The 15,094-nt window shown below is 57.5% G+C and carries 13 protein-coding genes; 5 read left to right on the top strand and 8 right to left on the bottom strand.

The features are described from left to right. Positions 1-29: 29 nt before the first annotated feature. From lysM to qseB, 5 genes are all read right to left on the bottom strand, one after another. Positions 30-470: a peptidoglycan-binding protein LysM gene (gene lysM, locus ECL_RS21675; RefSeq protein WP_013098729.1), complete on the bottom strand. Its 441-nt coding sequence runs from the start codon at positions 468-470 to the stop codon at positions 30-32. A gap of 85 nt (positions 471-555) precedes the next feature. Continuing rightward, on the bottom strand, positions 556-870 hold the full coding sequence (locus tag ECL_RS21670; protein ID WP_013098728.1) for a putative quinol monooxygenase: 315 nt from the start codon (positions 868-870) through the stop codon (positions 556-558). A 30-nt stretch (positions 871-900) separates the two neighbouring features. Next, positions 901-1,482, bottom strand: a complete 582-nt coding sequence (locus ECL_RS21665; RefSeq protein WP_013098727.1) for an NAD(P)H-dependent oxidoreductase — start codon at positions 1,480-1,482, stop codon at positions 901-903. Between the two features lie 105 nt (positions 1,483-1,587). Continuing rightward, a complete protein-coding gene (qseC, locus tag ECL_RS21660; RefSeq protein ID WP_013098726.1) occupies positions 1,588-2,925 on the bottom strand; it encodes a quorum sensing histidine kinase QseC in 1,338 nt (445 codons plus the stop codon). Then, positions 2,922-3,581, bottom strand: coding sequence for a quorum sensing response regulator transcription factor QseB (qseB, locus tag ECL_RS21655; RefSeq protein ID WP_013098725.1), 660 nt, complete (start codon positions 3,579-3,581; stop codon positions 2,922-2,924). The genes qseC and qseB overlap by 4 nt, the downstream gene beginning before the upstream one ends. A 139-nt stretch (positions 3,582-3,720) precedes the next feature. Here qseB and ECL_RS21650 point away from each other — a divergent pair, with 139 nt between their 5' ends. From ECL_RS21650 to ftsP, 4 genes are all read left to right on the top strand, one after another. Continuing rightward, positions 3,721-4,122: a YgiW/YdeI family stress tolerance OB fold protein gene (locus ECL_RS21650; RefSeq protein ID WP_020689494.1), complete on the top strand. Its 402-nt coding sequence runs from the start codon at positions 3,721-3,723 to the stop codon at positions 4,120-4,122. A 118-nt stretch (positions 4,123-4,240) separates the two neighbouring features. Beyond that, positions 4,241-6,499 carry a DNA topoisomerase IV subunit A gene (gene parC, locus ECL_RS21645; RefSeq protein ID WP_013098723.1) on the top strand — a complete coding sequence of 753 codons (2,259 nt, stop codon included), beginning with the start codon at positions 4,241-4,243 and terminating at the stop codon, positions 6,497-6,499. Positions 6,500-6,663: 164 nt separating this feature from the next. Then, positions 6,664-7,401 (top strand): 1-acylglycerol-3-phosphate O-acyltransferase, encoded by a 738-nt coding sequence (gene plsC / locus ECL_RS21640; RefSeq protein WP_013098722.1) that lies wholly within the window; start codon positions 6,664-6,666, stop codon positions 7,399-7,401. 59 nt (positions 7,402-7,460) lie between these two features. Continuing rightward, complete coding sequence (gene ftsP, locus ECL_RS21635) at positions 7,461-8,873, top strand: cell division protein FtsP (protein ID WP_013098721.1); 1,413 nt, start codon at positions 7,461-7,463, stop codon at positions 8,871-8,873. A 30-nt stretch (positions 8,874-8,903) separates the two neighbouring features. On the opposite strand, the gene ECL_RS21630 is transcribed toward ftsP, so the two are convergent. Next, positions 8,904-10,379, bottom strand: coding sequence for a TrkH family potassium uptake protein (locus ECL_RS21630; protein WP_013098720.1), 1,476 nt, complete (start codon positions 10,377-10,379; stop codon positions 8,904-8,906). 200 nt (positions 10,380-10,579) lie between these two features. On the opposite strand from ECL_RS21630, the gene ECL_RS21625 reads away from it, so the two are divergent. Continuing rightward, a complete protein-coding gene (locus tag ECL_RS21625) occupies positions 10,580-12,754 on the top strand; it encodes a YgiQ family radical SAM protein (protein ID WP_044157585.1) in 2,175 nt (724 codons plus the stop codon). Between the two features lie 85 nt (positions 12,755-12,839). On the opposite strand, the gene dkgA is transcribed toward ECL_RS21625, so the two are convergent. Further along, on the bottom strand, positions 12,840-13,667 hold the full coding sequence (gene dkgA / locus ECL_RS21620; protein ID WP_013098717.1) for a 2,5-didehydrogluconate reductase DkgA: 828 nt from the start codon (positions 13,665-13,667) through the stop codon (positions 12,840-12,842). 105 nt (positions 13,668-13,772) lie between these two features. Then, positions 13,773-14,936, bottom strand: coding sequence for an alcohol dehydrogenase (gene yqhD / locus ECL_RS21615; RefSeq protein WP_013098716.1), 1,164 nt, complete (start codon positions 14,934-14,936; stop codon positions 13,773-13,775). Between the last annotated feature and the right edge of the window lie 158 nt (positions 14,937-15,094).

Here is a 15,094-nt window from a genome sequence, read left to right as displayed (position 1 = left end):
AGGTCGGGGGCGCGCCCCCGACGTGTGGGTTACGCCTTAGGAATACGCAGCGTCTGGCCGGGATAAATCTTGTCCGGGCTGGAGAGCATCGGGCGGTTCGCTTCAAAAATCTTGTTGTACTGGTTGGCATCCCCGTAAACGGTTTTGGAGATGGCGCTGAGGGTGTCGCCTGATTTCACCGTATAGTAGGTGGCTTCATCTTTGGCATCAGTGGCGGTGATGTTGTTTTCCACCTCGCTGACGCCCGCAATATTGCCGACGGCGACCTGGATTTTTTCTTTCTGCTCTTGGGTCAGCCCGTCGCCCGTTACGCTGGCTTTACCGTCGGTAACGTTGACCTGCACTTTATCCGCGCCGGGAATGTTGAGTTTCTTGAGGTGCTCGGTGATTTTGTCGCTCTGGCCTTTATGATCGGTCAGGTTGTCCCACAGCTTTTCGCCTGCTTCTTTTACGAAGTTAAAAAGTCCCATTCCATCCTCCTGTTAATCATGAAGTCAGAATAAGCATAGCAGGTCAGAGATATTTCCCTCTCCGAAAGGAGAGGGAAGGCAGGTTTTACACCCCTTGCTCCAGAATACGGATGTGGGTTTCCAGCACGTCACCTTTTACCGCATCGCTCCACGCTTTCATGTGTGCTGTCTGCAGGTGCGCTTCGAGATGCGCCACGGTTTCCCACTGCTCAACCATGATGATGGAGTCCGGCGCGGTGGCCTGGAAGCTGGCGTTGGTTGCGGCGTCAACCATCGGCGCATAGCCGTGGCAGCCTTCTTCTTGCAGTACGGTTGGGATAATTTTCGCGAACTGATCCAGCACCGCCTGGCGGTGATGTTGGCCAGGACGCGTACGGATTTCAGCAATAACGGTAAGCATAATTAACTCCTTCTAATTCCAGGTTACCAGTTAAGCAAAAATTTCAGCCAGATGCTTGCGATATTCTGCGATATAGCGCGGGACGTCAGGCATTTTAATCACGTCGTTGACGATAAAGGTCGGCAGCGGGTCCATGCCGAGGAACTGGTTAGCCTTGTGGAACGGCAGGTATGCGCCGTCTACCCCTACGCCTTCAAAGAACTGATCTTTATCGGTGAACGCGTCCAGCGGGGCGTTCCAGGTCAGGGAGAGCATATATTTCTTACCCTGAATCAGGCCGCCTGAGCCATATTTTTTAGACGCGTCTGAACGGGTACGGCCGTCGCTGGCATACAGTGAACCGTGGCCCTCAGTGAACACGTCATCCATGTATTTTTTCACGGTCCACGGTGCGCCCATCCACCAGCCCGGCATCTGCCAGATAACCACGTCAGCCCACAGGAAGTTCTGCACTTCGGCTTTCACGTCGTAATGGCTGTCTGCGCGCACAACCTTAACATCATGCCCGGCGTCGCGCAGGAAGCCGTCCGCGACCTCGGTCAGGGTGTCATTCAACTGGCCTTTAGAGTGGGCGAATTCTTTCGCACCGTTGATAATCAGAATGTTGCTCATTATTTGTCCTCGTCGATGAGAGTATGGCGAGTATTCTACGCGCGAGGGCGATACGGTAAAATGAGCAAAATGTGCAAAGTCTTTTGCGTTAAATGCAATAATCCCTTACCAGCACACCTTTACGTCAACGCCGCCTTCCGCAGCATTATCCAGTGAAACATGCATACCGTGCAGGGCAGCAATGCGTTTTACAATCGATAATCCCAGCCCGCTGCCCGTGGCATCCTGGCCGGGTGGACGATAAAAACGCTCGCCAATACGGGCCAACGCCTCGGGGGCGATCCCTGGTCCGTTGTCGCGTATGGAGAAGCAACGGGCGTCCAGCGTAACCTCAACCACGCTGCCGCGCGGGCTGTAACGAACGGCGTTATCCAGCAGGTTACGCACCAGCAGGCTCAACAGCAGCGGTTGACCCGTGCGTTCAGCCTGCGGGGCGTTGATGTTCAGGCGAAGGTCGATACCCGCCTGCTGCGCCGGATGCCAGATGTCCAGAACCGCTGATTGCAGTAAATCGGCCATCTTTATCGGTTCGACATCGTCGAGATTTTCCAGAGAATCCAGACGCGAGAGAGTGAGGAGTTGATCCACCAGCCGGGATGCCCGGTCGATCCCCGCGTGGAGCTGCGAGAGCGCTTTTTCCTGCGCCTGCGGGTCGTCCAGAGAGAGTTGCGCCACGTCGGTTTGCACCTTCAGGGCCGCCAGCGGGCTACGTAATTCGTGGGCGGCATCGGAGGTAAAGCGGCGCTCGCGGCTCATCATCTCCTGGGTTCGGGTAAAGAGGTGGTTCAGGGAGTCCAGAAGGGGGCGTACTTCTGATGGCACGCCCTGTGTCGGCAGGGTGTCGGTGGCATCCGGCGAGCGCAGGCGCAACGTCTGCGCCAGTTTTTTCAATGGCTTAAGCTCCCGGCTCAGCAGGACAATCAGCAACAGCAGCATCACCGGTAGCGCCACCAGCCACGGCGTCAGCTGCGAGCTGACCACATCCAGCGCCATCTCCTGCCGGTATTCCCACTCCTGACCGACCACCACGCGGTACTTCCCGTCCGGCGAGGACAGCCATAAGAAACGCCAGTCATCGTTGTCGTCTTTGAGCCTGCCGTCATCAAACCCATCGCGGCGATAGTGATACGGGATGTCGCGGCCGTTTTCCCCGTCATTGAGGATCATCGTGCCGTCGGTAGCGTAAATGGCGAAGGCCAGAGCATCGTCGTCCAGGCGACCGTGCTTCACTTTTTTGGGGATCTCGCGCATCCGCTCCGGAGCGCGTATTTCATCCAGATCCATCGTCAGCAGCCGTTTAGCAAACAGCATCTGTTGGGTATCAAACAGCTTATCGAGCTTGTGGGTCGTCTGCTGCCAGGCGACAAGGCTTGCGGCAAACCAGGCCGTCAGCGACAGCAGCAGAAAAAGAAGCGTCAGACGGAGTTTCAGGCTCAGTTTCATGCGTCACCCAGGGTATAGCCGATGCCATGAACCGTGCGGATAAACTCGCTGCCCAGCTTACGCCGCAGATGATGGACGTGAACTTCCACGGCGTTACTGGAGACGTCATCGTCCCACGTATAGAGCTTCTCTTCGATCGCTTTACGCGGCAGGACGCGGCCCGCATTGCGCATCAGTAACTCCAGCAGGGCGAACTCTTTGGGCTTGAGGGCCAGCGTTTCCCCCTCCAGCGTGGCAATAAGGCTCGTCGGGTCGAGCGTCACTTTGCCGTGACGCAGCTCGCTGCGCGTCTGACCGTGGCTGCGACGCACCAGCGCCTCAAGGCGGGCGGCCACTTCGATCAGCGCGAAGGGTTTGCAGAGATAATCATCGGCCCCCAGGCGTAGCCCCTCGACGCGCTGATTCAGCGCATCCCGCGCGGTCAGGATAAGCACCGGCTCGCTGCGCCCGCTTTCGCGCCAGGCGCGCAAGATCGCCAGACCGTCGATCTCCGGTAGCGTCAGGTCAAGCACCACCGCATCGTAAGGGGCAGAACAGAGCGCCGCCTGGCCGGTTTTTCCGTCGGTGAACCAGTCCACGCTGAAGCCCATTTTGCTTAAGCCCGCTTTGATGCCATCACCAATCAGCTTGTCGTCTTCTACCAGTAATATGCGCATATCCCCTCCTTGATGGCGTCAGTAAACCCTCTGGATCCGCCTGCTGTACAGTAAAAAAATATAAATTTTCCCCTTAAGAAGTTGTTAAGGATTACCCTGTTTAATGGATTGCGACACCACATTAAAGGGAGAGATGAATATGAAAAAATTCGCTGCAATGGCTGCTATCATGATGATGACCACCGCACCGGTCTTCGCTGCTCAGGGCGGTTTTACGGGCCCATCAGCTACCCAACCCCAGACTCAGACGCAGGCAGGCGGTTTTGTTGATAACAACGCCAACCTGACAACGGCCGCGAAAGTCAAAGACCTGAAGGACGACGCCTGGGTGAAGCTGCGCGGGAACATCACCGAACGCCTGTCCGATGACCGCTACACCTTCCGCGACGAGACCGGCACGGTGGTGGTTGAGATTGATCATAAGCGCTGGAACGGTGTGACCGTGTCCCCGCAAGATAAAGTCGAGCTGCAGGGTAAGGTCGATAAAGACTGGAACGAATTTGAAATCGACGTGAAGCAGGTTATCAAGCTGACGAAATAACCCAGAAAGGGCCGCTTATCCGGCCCTTTTTCTTTGTGACTCAACTCGCCAGATAGGGTAGTATCTGCGGCAATATTGCCTGAAACCCATCGGTTTCTGAGTTGAGGAATCACACGTAATGAGCGATATGGCAGAGCGCCTCGCGCTACATGAATTCACGGAAAACGCCTACCTGAACTACTCCATGTACGTCATCATGGACAGGGCATTGCCGTTTATCGGGGATGGCCTGAAGCCCGTTCAGCGTCGCATCGTCTATGCGATGTCCGAGCTGGGGCTGAACGCCACCGCCAAGTTCAAGAAATCCGCCCGTACCGTCGGTGACGTACTGGGTAAATATCATCCGCACGGCGACAGCGCCTGCTATGAAGCGATGGTGCTGATGGCCCAGCCGTTCTCTTATCGTTACCCGCTGGTGGACGGTCAGGGGAACTGGGGGGCACCGGACGATCCGAAATCCTTCGCGGCGATGCGTTATACCGAATCCCGCCTGTCTAAATATGCCGAAGTGCTGCTGGGCGAACTCGGCCAGGGGACGGTGGACTGGGTGCCAAACTTCGACGGCACGCTGCAGGAGCCGAAAATGCTGCCTGCGCGTCTGCCGAATATCCTGCTGAACGGCACCACCGGTATCGCGGTCGGTATGGCGACAGACATCCCGCCACACAACCTGCGTGAAGTGGCGAAAGCCGCCATCACCCTGATTGAACAGCCGAAAACCTCGCTGGACGAGCTGCTGGATATCGTTCAGGGGCCGGACTTCCCGACCGAAGCTGAGATCATCACCTCGCGTGCGGAAATCCGCAAAATCTACCAGAACGGCCGTGGCTCCGTGCGCATGCGCGCGGTGTGGACCAAAGAGGATGGCGCCGTAGTGATCACCGCGCTGCCGCATCAGGTCTCTGGTGCCAAGGTGCTGGAGCAGATCGCCTCCCAGATGCGCAATAAAAAGCTGCCGATGGTGGACGACCTGCGCGATGAATCCGACCACGAAAACCCAACCCGTCTGGTGATCGTGCCGCGCTCTAACCGCGTGGACATGGAGCAGGTGATGAACCACCTGTTCGCCACCACCGACCTGGAAAAAAGCTACCGCATCAACCTGAACATGATCGGTCTGGACGGACGCCCGGCGGTGAAAAACCTGCTGGAGATCCTCTCCGAATGGCTGACCTTCCGTCGCGATACGGTGCGCCGTCGTCTGAACCACCGTCTGGAGAAAGTGCTTAAGCGCCTGCATATCCTCGAAGGTTTGCTGGTGGCGTTCCTCAATATTGATGAAGTCATTGAGATCATCCGTACCGAGGACGAGCCGAAGCCCGTATTAATGTCGCGCTTTGGTATCAGTGAAACCCAGGCTGAAGCGATCCTCGAACTGAAGCTGCGCCATCTCGCTAAGCTGGAAGAGATGAAGATCCGCGGTGAGCAGAACGAGCTGGAAAAAGAGCGCGATCAGCTGCAGGCGATCCTTGCGTCCGAACGCAAAATGAACACCCTGCTGAAGAAAGAGTTGCAGGCCGATGCCGATGCCTTCGGCGACGACCGCCGTTCTCCGCTGCATGAGCGCGAAGAAGCGAAGGCGATGAACGAGCATGACATGCAGCCTTCAGAGCCGGTCACCATCGTCCTGTCCCAGAGCGGCTGGGTGCGTAGCGCCAAAGGCCATGATATCGACGCGCCGGGGCTGAGCTACAAAGCGGGCGACAGCTTCAAGGCGGCCGTGAAAGGCAAGAGCAACCAGCCGGTGGCGTTTATTGACTCCACGGGCCGCAGTTACGCCATCGATCCGATCACGCTGCCTTCCGCGCGTGGTCAGGGCGAACCGCTGACCGGCAAGCTGACGCTGCCGCCGGGGGCGACGGTTGACCACATGCTGATGGAAGCCGACGACCAGAAACTGCTGTTGGCCTCAGATGCGGGTTACGGTTTTATCTGTACCTTTAACGATCTCGTGTCACGTAACCGTGCCGGTAAAGCCATGATCAGCCTGCCGGATAACGCACATGTTATGCCGCCGCTGGTGGTTGAGAACGAGAGCGACATGCTGCTGGCCATCACGTCTGCCGGGCGCATGCTGATGTTCCCGGTCAGCGACCTGCCGGAGTTGTCAAAAGGGAAGGGCAATAAGATCATCAACATCCCGTCGGCGGAAGCCGCAAAAGGTGAAGATGGCCTGGCGCATCTCTTCATTCTGCCGCCGCAGAGCACGCTGACCATTCATGTCGGAAAGCGTAAAATCAAGCTGCGTCCGGAAGAGTTGCAGAAGGTGGTGGGCGAGCGCGGACGCCGCGGTTCGCTGATGCGCGGCCTGCAGCGTATCGACCGCGTGGAGATCGATTCTCCTGCACGCAGCAACGCGGGCGACAGCGAAGAGTAACGCGTTTCGATCCCCCTCTGTTCCGGAGGGGGATATCCAATAAAATTTCCCGTAAAACCGTTGTTAATTCGTGCGTTGCGATTAACAATACGCGCTCGTAATAAAGTCCTTACCTGGCCACAGGTGAAGTATAATTGTCAGCTGTCAGGGCTTCAGAGGTCGCTATGCTATACATTGTTCGTCTTATTCTTACCGTTATCTACTGCATTCTGGTCTGTGTTTTCGGCTGCATCTATTGCCTGTTCAGCCCGCGTAACCCGAAGCATGTCGCCACCTTCGGCCACATGTTTGGTCGTCTTGCGCCGCTGTTTGGCCTGAAGGTTGAAAAGCGTCTGCCGGAAGGGGCGGAGAATTTCGGTAACGCCATCTATATCGCAAACCATCAAAATAATTACGATATGGTGACTGCCTCTAACATCGTGCTGCCGCCGACCGTGACGGTGGGTAAGAAGAGCCTGCTGTGGATCCCCTTTTTCGGCCAGCTCTACTGGCTGACGGGCAACCTGCTGATTGACCGTAATAACCGCGCAAAAGCGCACGGTACCATTGCGGAAGTGGTGAACCACTTCAAAAAGCGCCGCATTTCTATCTGGATGTTCCCGGAAGGCACGCGCAGCCGCGGTCGCGGTCTGCTGCCGTTTAAAACCGGGGCGTTTCATGCCGCAATTGCGGCGGGCGTTCCAATTATTCCCGTGTGTGTTTCCAATACATCGAATAAGATTAATCTTAACCGCCTGAATAACGGGCTGGTGATTGTCGAGATGCTGCCGCCGGTCGATACCAGCAAATACGGTAAAGATCAGGTCCGCGAGCTGGCAGCGCACTGCCGTGAACTGATGGTTCAGCATATTGCTCAGCTCGACAAAGAAGTCGCAGAGAGAGAAGCTGCCGGGAAGATCTAATCCGGCGTTAAAAGGGAAAACGAATTCCCGCGTTGTTAGTCGTTTCAGATGGAGCTTATATGTCACTCAGTCGGCGTCAGTTTATTCAGGCTTCAGGGATCGCCCTTTGTGCGGGTGCGATGCCGCTGACAGCCAGCGCCGCCGGGCAGCAACAGCCGCTGCCCATTCCGCCGTTGATTGAATCCCGTCGCGGGCAGCCGCTATTCCTGACGCTACAGCGAAGCCACTGGTCGTTTACCCAGGGAACCCGCGCGCCAGTCTGGGGCATTAACGGGCGCTACCTTGGGCCGACCATCCGCGTGTGGAATGGCGATGACGTAAAGCTCATCTACAGCAACCGCACGCCTGAAAATGTGGCGATGACCATCAGCGGGTTGCAGGTTCCCGGCCCGTTGATTGGCGGGGCCGCGCGCATGATGTCGCCTAACGCCGACTGGGCTCCCGTACTGCCAATCCGTCAGAGCGCGGCGACGCTGTGGTATCACGCTAATACCCCTAACCGCACTGCCCAGCAGGTTTATAACGGCCTGGCCGGGATGTGGCTGATAGAAGACGAGGTCAGTAAATCTCTGCCCATTCCAAACCACTACGGCGTGGATGATTTCCCGGTCATTATCCAGGACAAGCGTCTGGATAACTTTGGCACACCGGAATACAGCGAGCCGGGCAGCGGTGGCTTTGTTGGCGACACGCTGCTGGTCAACGGCGCGCAAAGTCCCTATGTCGAAGTCTCGCGCGGCTGGGTTCGCCTGCGTCTGCTGAACGCCTCTAACTCGCGCCGCTATCTGTTGCAGATGAGCGATGGCCGCCCGCTGCATGTGATCTCTGGCGACCAGGGCTTTTTACCCGCGCCGGTGTCCGTTAAACAGCTGGCGCTTGCCCCGGGTGAACGCCGTGAAATCCTCGTGGATATGACCAACGGCGATGAAGTCTCGGTGACCTGCGGCGAAGCGGCGAGCATTGTGGATCGCATTCGTGGCTTCTTTGAGCCGTCGAGCATTCTGGTCTCCACGCTGGTGCTGACCCTGCGCCCAACCGGTCTGCTGCCGCTGGTGACCGACAGCCTGCCTATGCGCCTGCTGCCGCAGGAGATCATGAGCGGTTCGCCGGTACGCAGCCGTGATATCAGCCTCGGCGACGACCCGGGCATCAACGGCGCGCTGTGGGACGTTAACCGTATCGACATTACCGCGCAGCAGGGCACCTGGGAGCGCTGGACCGTTCGCTCCGACATGCCGCAGTCGTTCCATATTGAAGGTGTGTCATTCCTGATCCGCAACGTGAACGGCGCGATGCCGTTCCCGGAAGACAGGGGCTGGAAAGACACCGTCTGGGTGGATGGTCAGGTTGAACTGCTTGTCTACTACGGCCAGCCTTCCTGGCCGCACTTCCCGTTCCTGTTCCACAGCCAGACGCTGGAGATGATGGACAGGGGCTCCGTAGGGCAAATGCTGGTTAACCCGGCGCCGTAAGCACATCATTCCCGGTGCGCCGGGAATGCGTTATGCCCGCCAGAAAAAGCGCGAGCACAGGATCAACACCGGATAAATTTCCAGACGTCCTAAGATCATCGCTGCGCACATCAACAGCTTGGCCTCTTCCTTTAACGTCCCGAAGGTTGATGCCGTTTCGCCAAAGCCCAGCCCCATATTGTTGATACAGGCAGCCACCGTCGCAAATGATGTAAAGAGGTCATAGCCCATCAGATTGAGCGCCCAGACGAAAAAGCCTGTGATCATCACGTAGAGAAAGAAGAAGCTCCATACCGAACGCAGGACGCGCTCATTCACCACGCTGTTGCCAACCTTGATGGTCAGCAGCGCCCGCGGATGCGCCAGCTGATTCATCTCCTGGATACTCTGCTTGAACATCATCAGAAAACGCAGGGCCTTAATCCCACCGCAGGTCGAACCCACGCAGCCACCAAAGAAGCTGGCGCTCAGCAGCAGGAATATGGTGTGGGCAGGCCAGTGGGCGTAATCGGCCGTTGAAAGGCCGTTATCGGTCATCATTGAGCTTGCCAGGAAGAAGGCGTGCACCAGGCTGTCGAGAGGGTTATACATTCCCGCGTGCCAGACCTGCCAGGCGGTAATGGCGATAAGCACCGCGGCAGCGGCCAGAAAGAATCTCACCTCCGGGCTGCGGCGAATCGGCTTCAGCGTGCGTCTGACAAGGGCGACATACCAGAGGGTAAAGTTAAACGCCGAAAGCAGCGAAAAGGTGCCGGCGACAAGCTCAATCGCGTGGCTGTCATAAAAACCGATGCTCTCGCTGCGGGTTGAAAAGCCGCCCAGGGATACGGTGGAGAGCCCGTGACAAACGGCATCAAAAAAGGGCATCCCCGCCAGCCAGTACGCCAGCGTGCAGGTTATCCCCAGTGCCAGATAGGTGACCCACAGGGTGCGTGCGGTATCGGCGAGCCGGGGCGTCAGACGCTCCTCTTTAAACGGGCCGGGCATTTCTGACTGGTACAGCTTCATACCACCGATGCCCAGCAGCGGCAGGACTGCGACGGCCAGCACGATGACGCCCAGCCCGCCAATGAAATTGAGCTGCGCGCGATAATAGAGGTACGATTTGGGCAGGGCGCTGACGTCGCCGATCACCGTTGCGCCCGTGGTGGTGATCCCGGAAACGCCTTCAAAAAGTGCGTCAGCAAAGGAGAGTTGCAGGCCATCGTCCATCCAGAGCGGCATGGCGCTGATTAATGAGAACAGCAGCCAGAACAGGACGATAATCACGAATCCGTCGCGGGTGCGTAGCTGTATACCGGCGTGACGGGTTGCCCGCCAGGCCAGGCCGCCGAGGCTGAAAAAGGTCAAAAAGGTGGTCAAAAAAGCAAAATAGGTTCGCTCTTTATTCAGCAGAGCGATAACCATCGGCGGCAGCATAGACAGGCTGTACAGAAGAACCAGAAACCCGCAGAGATGAAGCACAACCCGCAGCTGGGAGACATGTAACGAATCGTTGAACTTCACAACAGAACTCCGCGCAAGAACCTGTTCCGGGGGAAAATCACCGGAAGTTAGAGTGAATATTATGAGCCAAAATAATCAGGGCGCTGTATTTTAACGACTTCTGTGAATATCTGTCTGCCTCTTGCATCCTTTTCTTCAAATCCGGCGGATGAACAGCGTATAATCCGGCTCCTTTTGTCTATTTTTTCTTCGGAAGCATTATGAGCGCAATTTCCCTGATCCAGCCGGATCGTGACCTTTTCTCGTGGCCCCAGTACTGGGCGGCCTGCTTTGGACCGGCGCCGTTCCTGCCGATGTCCCGGGAAGAGATGGACCAACTGGGCTGGGATAGCTGCGATATCATTCTGGTCACGGGCGATGCCTACGTTGACCACCCGAGCTTCGGTATGGCCATCTGCGGCCGCATGCTTGAAGCGCAGGGCTTCCGCGTGGGGATCATCTCCCAGCCAGACTGGAACAGCAAAGACGACTTTATGCGTCTGGGTAAACCGAACCTGTTCTTCGGCGTGACCGCCGGTAACATGGACTCGATGATCAACCGCTATACCGCCGACCGTAAGCTGCGCAATGACGATGCGTACACACCGGATAACGTGGCGGGCAAACGCCCTGACCGCGCCACGCTGGTCTACACCCAGCGCTGTAAAGAAGCCTGGAAAGATGTGCCGGTGATCCTGGGCGGCATCGAGGCGAGCCTGCGTCGTACCGCGCACTATGATTACTGGTCTGATACCGTGCGCCGCTCGGTGCTGGTGGACTCCAAAGCCGACATGCTGATTTACGGTAACGGCGAGCGTCCACTGGTAGAAGTGGCGCACCGTCTGTCGCAGGGCGAGCCGGTGAGCAGCATCCGCGACGTGCGCAACACCGCCATCATGGTGAAAGAAGCGCTGCCGGGCTGGCGCGGGGTGGATTCCCGCATCATCGATATGCCGGGCAAAATCGATCCTATCCCGCACCCGTATGGCGAAGATCTGCCGTGCGCCGATAACAAACCGGTTGAGCCAAAGAAAGCGGAAGCGAAGGCAATCGTCGTGCAGCCGCCGCGTCCGAAACCGTGGGAAAAGACCTATGTGCTGCTGCCGTCCTACGAGAAGGTGAAAGCCGATAAGGTGCTCTACGCCCATGCGTCCCGTATTCTGCACCATGAAACCAACCCCGGCTGTGCGCGTGCGTTGATGCAGAAGCACGGCGAGCGTTTTATCTGGATCAACCCACCGGCGATCCCGCTCTCCACCGAAGAGATGGACAGCGTCTTTGCGCTGCCGTACAAACGCGTGCCGCACCCGGCGTACGGCAACGCCCGTATCCCGGCGTATGAGATGATCCGCTTCTCGATCAACATCATGCGCGGCTGCTTCGGCGGCTGCTCCTTCTGCTCCATTACCGAGCACGAGGGGCGCATTATTCAGAGCCGTTCTGAAGATTCGATCATCAACGAGATCGAAGCCATTCGCGATACCGTGCCTGGCTTTACCGGGGTGATCTCCGACCTCGGCGGCCCAACGGCCAATATGTACATGCTGCGCTGTAAATCGCCGCGCGCGGAGCAAACCTGCCGCCGTCTCTCCTGTGTCTATCCAAGCATTTGCGAACATATGGACACCAACCACGAGCCGACGATCAACCTCTATCGCCGCGCGCGTGATCTGAAGGGTATCAAGAAAATCCTGATTGCCTCCGGGGTACGTTACGACATCGCTGTGGAAGATCCGCGTTACATCAAAGAGCTGGCGACGCACCACGTCGGTGGCTATCTGAAGATTGCGCCGGAGCACACCGAAGAAGGCCCGCTGTCGAAAATGATGAAGCCGGGGATGGGCAGCTACGATCGCTTTAAACAGCTGTTCGATACCTACTCAAAGCAGGCAGGGAAAGAGCAGTACCTGATCCCGTACTTCATCTCCGCCCACCCGGGTACGCGCGATGAAGACATGGTGAACCTGGCGCTGTGGCTGAAACAGCGTCGCTTCCGTCTGGATCAGGTGCAGAACTTCTATCCGTCACCGCTCGCCAACTCCACAACCATGTACTACACCGGCAAAAACCCGCTGAGTAAAATTGGTTACAAGAGTGAAGACGTGGTGGTGCCGAAAGGGGATAAACAGCGTCGTCTGCACAAAGCGCTGCTGCGCTACCACGATCCGGCTAACTGGCCGCTGATCCGCCAGGCGCTGGAAGAGATGGGGAAAAAGCATCTGATTGGCTCGCGTCGCGACTGTCTGGTGCCGGCACCAACGCTGGATGAGATGCGCGAAGCGCGTCGCCAGAACCGCCATACGCGCCCGGCGCTGACCAAGCATACGCCAATTGTGCATCAGCGTTCGAACGGTAGCGCGGGAACGAAAAAGAATGTGAAACGTAAGAGCGGCTAGTCTCATTGCCCGGTGGCGCTTCGCTTACCGGGCCTACAACTCAGAGCGTAGGCCGGGTAAGGCGCAGCCGCCACCCGGCTTTTTACTACCCGCCAAACTGATCCGGATCGGGCCCTAAACGCTTGCCCTGATCCAGTTTCGCAATCTCGCCCAGCTCATCTTTATCCAGGCGGAAATCCCAGACGTCGAAGTTCTCGGCGATGCGCGATGGCGTGACCGATTTCGGGATCACTACCAGGCCGTTGTCCAGGTGCCAGCGAATGACAATCTGCGCCGGGGTTTTGCCATATTTATCCGCCAGATCGCGGATAATTTTCTGGTCGAACACCCCTTCACCGCCCTGAGCCAGCGGGCTCCAGGATTCGGTCTGGATTTTGTGTGTGGCGTTCCAGGCGTGAAGCTGGCGCTGCTGCATCAGCGGGTGCAGTTCAATCTGATTAATCACCGGCACAACGCCCGTTTCGTCAATCAGACGCTGCAGGTGATGAACCTGGAAGTTACAGACGCCGATGCTTTTCACCAGCCCCTCTTTTTGCAGTTCAATCATCCCTTTCCAGGCATCAACATAATGGTCGATAGCCGGAACCGGCCAGTGCATCAGATACAGATCGACGAAATCGAGCTGGAGTTTCTCCAGGCTCTCCTGCAGCGCTTCGCGTGGGCGCTTTTGGTCGTCGTTCCACAGTTTGGTGGTGATAAAAAGGTCGTCGCGGGACATACCGGCGCTGGCCAGTGCTTTCCCCACGCCGTCCTCGTTTTTGTAGGCGGCGGCGGTATCAATGGACCGATAGCCGACTTCCAGTGCTTTATGAATGGCGGAGACGACCTCGTCGTTACCGGCTTTCCATACACCTAGCCCCAACTGGGGCATCACGTTGCCGTCCTGCAGCTTGATTACGGTTTGGTTTGCCATTTTTCCTCCTTCAGGTGCGCATCGCCGGAGGGGGACTCCGGCGATGGGGTGTGCATTAAGTCTGGACGAAATGTCAAAAAACGAAAGGCAGGATGCCAAAAACGCTTAGCGCGCCGCCTCGTAGATACGACGGCTAACGTCCAGCGTAATGTCGCCGTGTTCGCCCAGCTGAGTCATGCCGTGTTCTTCAAGTTTAGCCAGCAGGGCAGGGATAGAGCTGCCATCCAGACCATAGCCGGACAGACGCGTCGGCACGCCCAGGCCTTCAAAGAAGTTGCGGGTCGCTTCGATTGCCGCATCGATACGCGCGTCGTCAGAACCTTCGGTGATGTTCCAGACGCGTTCCGCGTACTGCAGCAGTTTGGCGCGTTTGGTATCACGTTTTTCGTTCCACAGGGCCGGCAGAACCACCGCCAGCGTCTGGGCGTGATCCAGACCGTGCATCGCCGTCAGTTCATGGCCCAGCATGTGGGTTGCCCAGTCCTGCGGCACGCCTGCGCCAATCAGGCCGTTCAGCGCCTGCGTTGCAGCCCACATCACGTTGGCACGCACGTCGTAGTTTTCTGGCTCTTTCAGCGCCTTCGGACCCTCTTCGACCAGCGTCAGCAGAATGCCTTCCGCAAAACGATCCTGAATTTTGGCATCCACCGGATAAGTCACGTACTGCTCAACGGTGTGAACAAAGGCGTCGACCACGCCGTTCGCGACCTGACGCGCGGGCAGGGTGTAGGTGTACACCGGATCGAGGATCGCGAATACGGGCTGAACGTGCTCGTTCATAAAGGCCTGTTTGTCTCCGGTGGTTTTACGGGAGATCACCGCGCCTTTGTTGGATTCAGAACCGGTGGCTGGCAGGGTCAGCACGGAGCCCATCGGGATCGCGCTTTTAATGTCGCTGCCGCGGGTTTCCAGGATATGCCATGGGTCGATACCGTCGGCGTAGTGTGCTGCCGCGGCGATGAACTTCGTGCCGTCCAGCACGGAACCCCCGCCGACAGCCAGCAGGAAGGTGATGTTTTCTTCGCGGGCGATTTTCACCGCGTTCATCAGCGTTTCATAAGAAGGGTTTGGCTCGATACCGCCAAACTCGCGCACGTCCAGACCTTCCAGTGCGCTGTAAACCTGATCCAGCACGCCGGTTTTTTTCACGCTGCCGCCACCGTAGGTGATCAGCACGCGGGCGTCAGCGGGGATCTGTGCACGCAGATCGGCGATAGCGCCTTTACCAAACAGGATGCGGGTTGGGGTATGGAGATTAAAATTATTCATGGCTCGTTCCCTATCGTGGGTGAAAAATCGTGGCGGCGCGGATGGCTACCTGATGCTGCACATTGTGGCTGCCCGGGGATATCCTCTCAATGCACATTCCTGCCGATGTCTTGCCCATTTCTACAGAGCACTGGAGAAACGTCAGGAAAATGCGCAGA

The sequence above is a fragment of the Enterobacter cloacae subsp. cloacae ATCC 13047 genome (genome assembly GCF_000025565.1).
GTDB lineage: Bacteria > Pseudomonadota > Gammaproteobacteria > Enterobacterales > Enterobacteriaceae > Enterobacter > Enterobacter cloacae.
Note: the sequence above shows the minus strand (reverse complement) of the source record. Positions and strands in the feature narration are given on the sequence as shown.

Bases quoted from the DNA above. Each gene is read 5' to 3' on its own strand.
- lysM (WP_013098729.1), bottom strand. From the start codon at position 470: ATGGGACTTTTTAACTTCGTAAAAGAAGCAGGCGAAAAGCTGTGGGAC.
- ECL_RS21670 (WP_013098728.1), bottom strand. From the start codon at position 870: ATGCTTACCGTTATTGCTGAAATCCGTACGCGTCCTGGCCAACATCAC.
- ECL_RS21665 (WP_013098727.1), bottom strand. From the start codon at position 1,482: ATGAGCAACATTCTGATTATCAACGGTGCGAAAGAATTCGCCCACTCT.
- qseC (WP_013098726.1), bottom strand. From the start codon at position 2,925: ATGAAACTGAGCCTGAAACTCCGTCTGACGCTTCTTTTTCTGCTGCTG.
- qseB (WP_013098725.1), bottom strand. From the start codon at position 3,581: ATGCGCATATTACTGGTAGAAGACGACAAGCTGATTGGTGATGGCATC.
- ECL_RS21650 (WP_020689494.1), top strand. From the start codon at position 3,721: ATGAAAAAATTCGCTGCAATGGCTGCTATCATGATGATGACCACCGCA.
- parC (WP_013098723.1), top strand. From the start codon at position 4,241: ATGAGCGATATGGCAGAGCGCCTCGCGCTACATGAATTCACGGAAAAC.
- plsC (WP_013098722.1), top strand. From the start codon at position 6,664: ATGCTATACATTGTTCGTCTTATTCTTACCGTTATCTACTGCATTCTG.
- ftsP (WP_013098721.1), top strand. From the start codon at position 7,461: ATGTCACTCAGTCGGCGTCAGTTTATTCAGGCTTCAGGGATCGCCCTT.
- ECL_RS21625 (WP_044157585.1), top strand. From the start codon at position 10,580: ATGAGCGCAATTTCCCTGATCCAGCCGGATCGTGACCTTTTCTCGTGG.
- dkgA (WP_013098717.1), bottom strand. From the start codon at position 13,667: ATGGCAAACCAAACCGTAATCAAGCTGCAGGACGGCAACGTGATGCCC.
- yqhD (WP_013098716.1), bottom strand. From the start codon at position 14,936: ATGAATAATTTTAATCTCCATACCCCAACCCGCATCCTGTTTGGTAAA.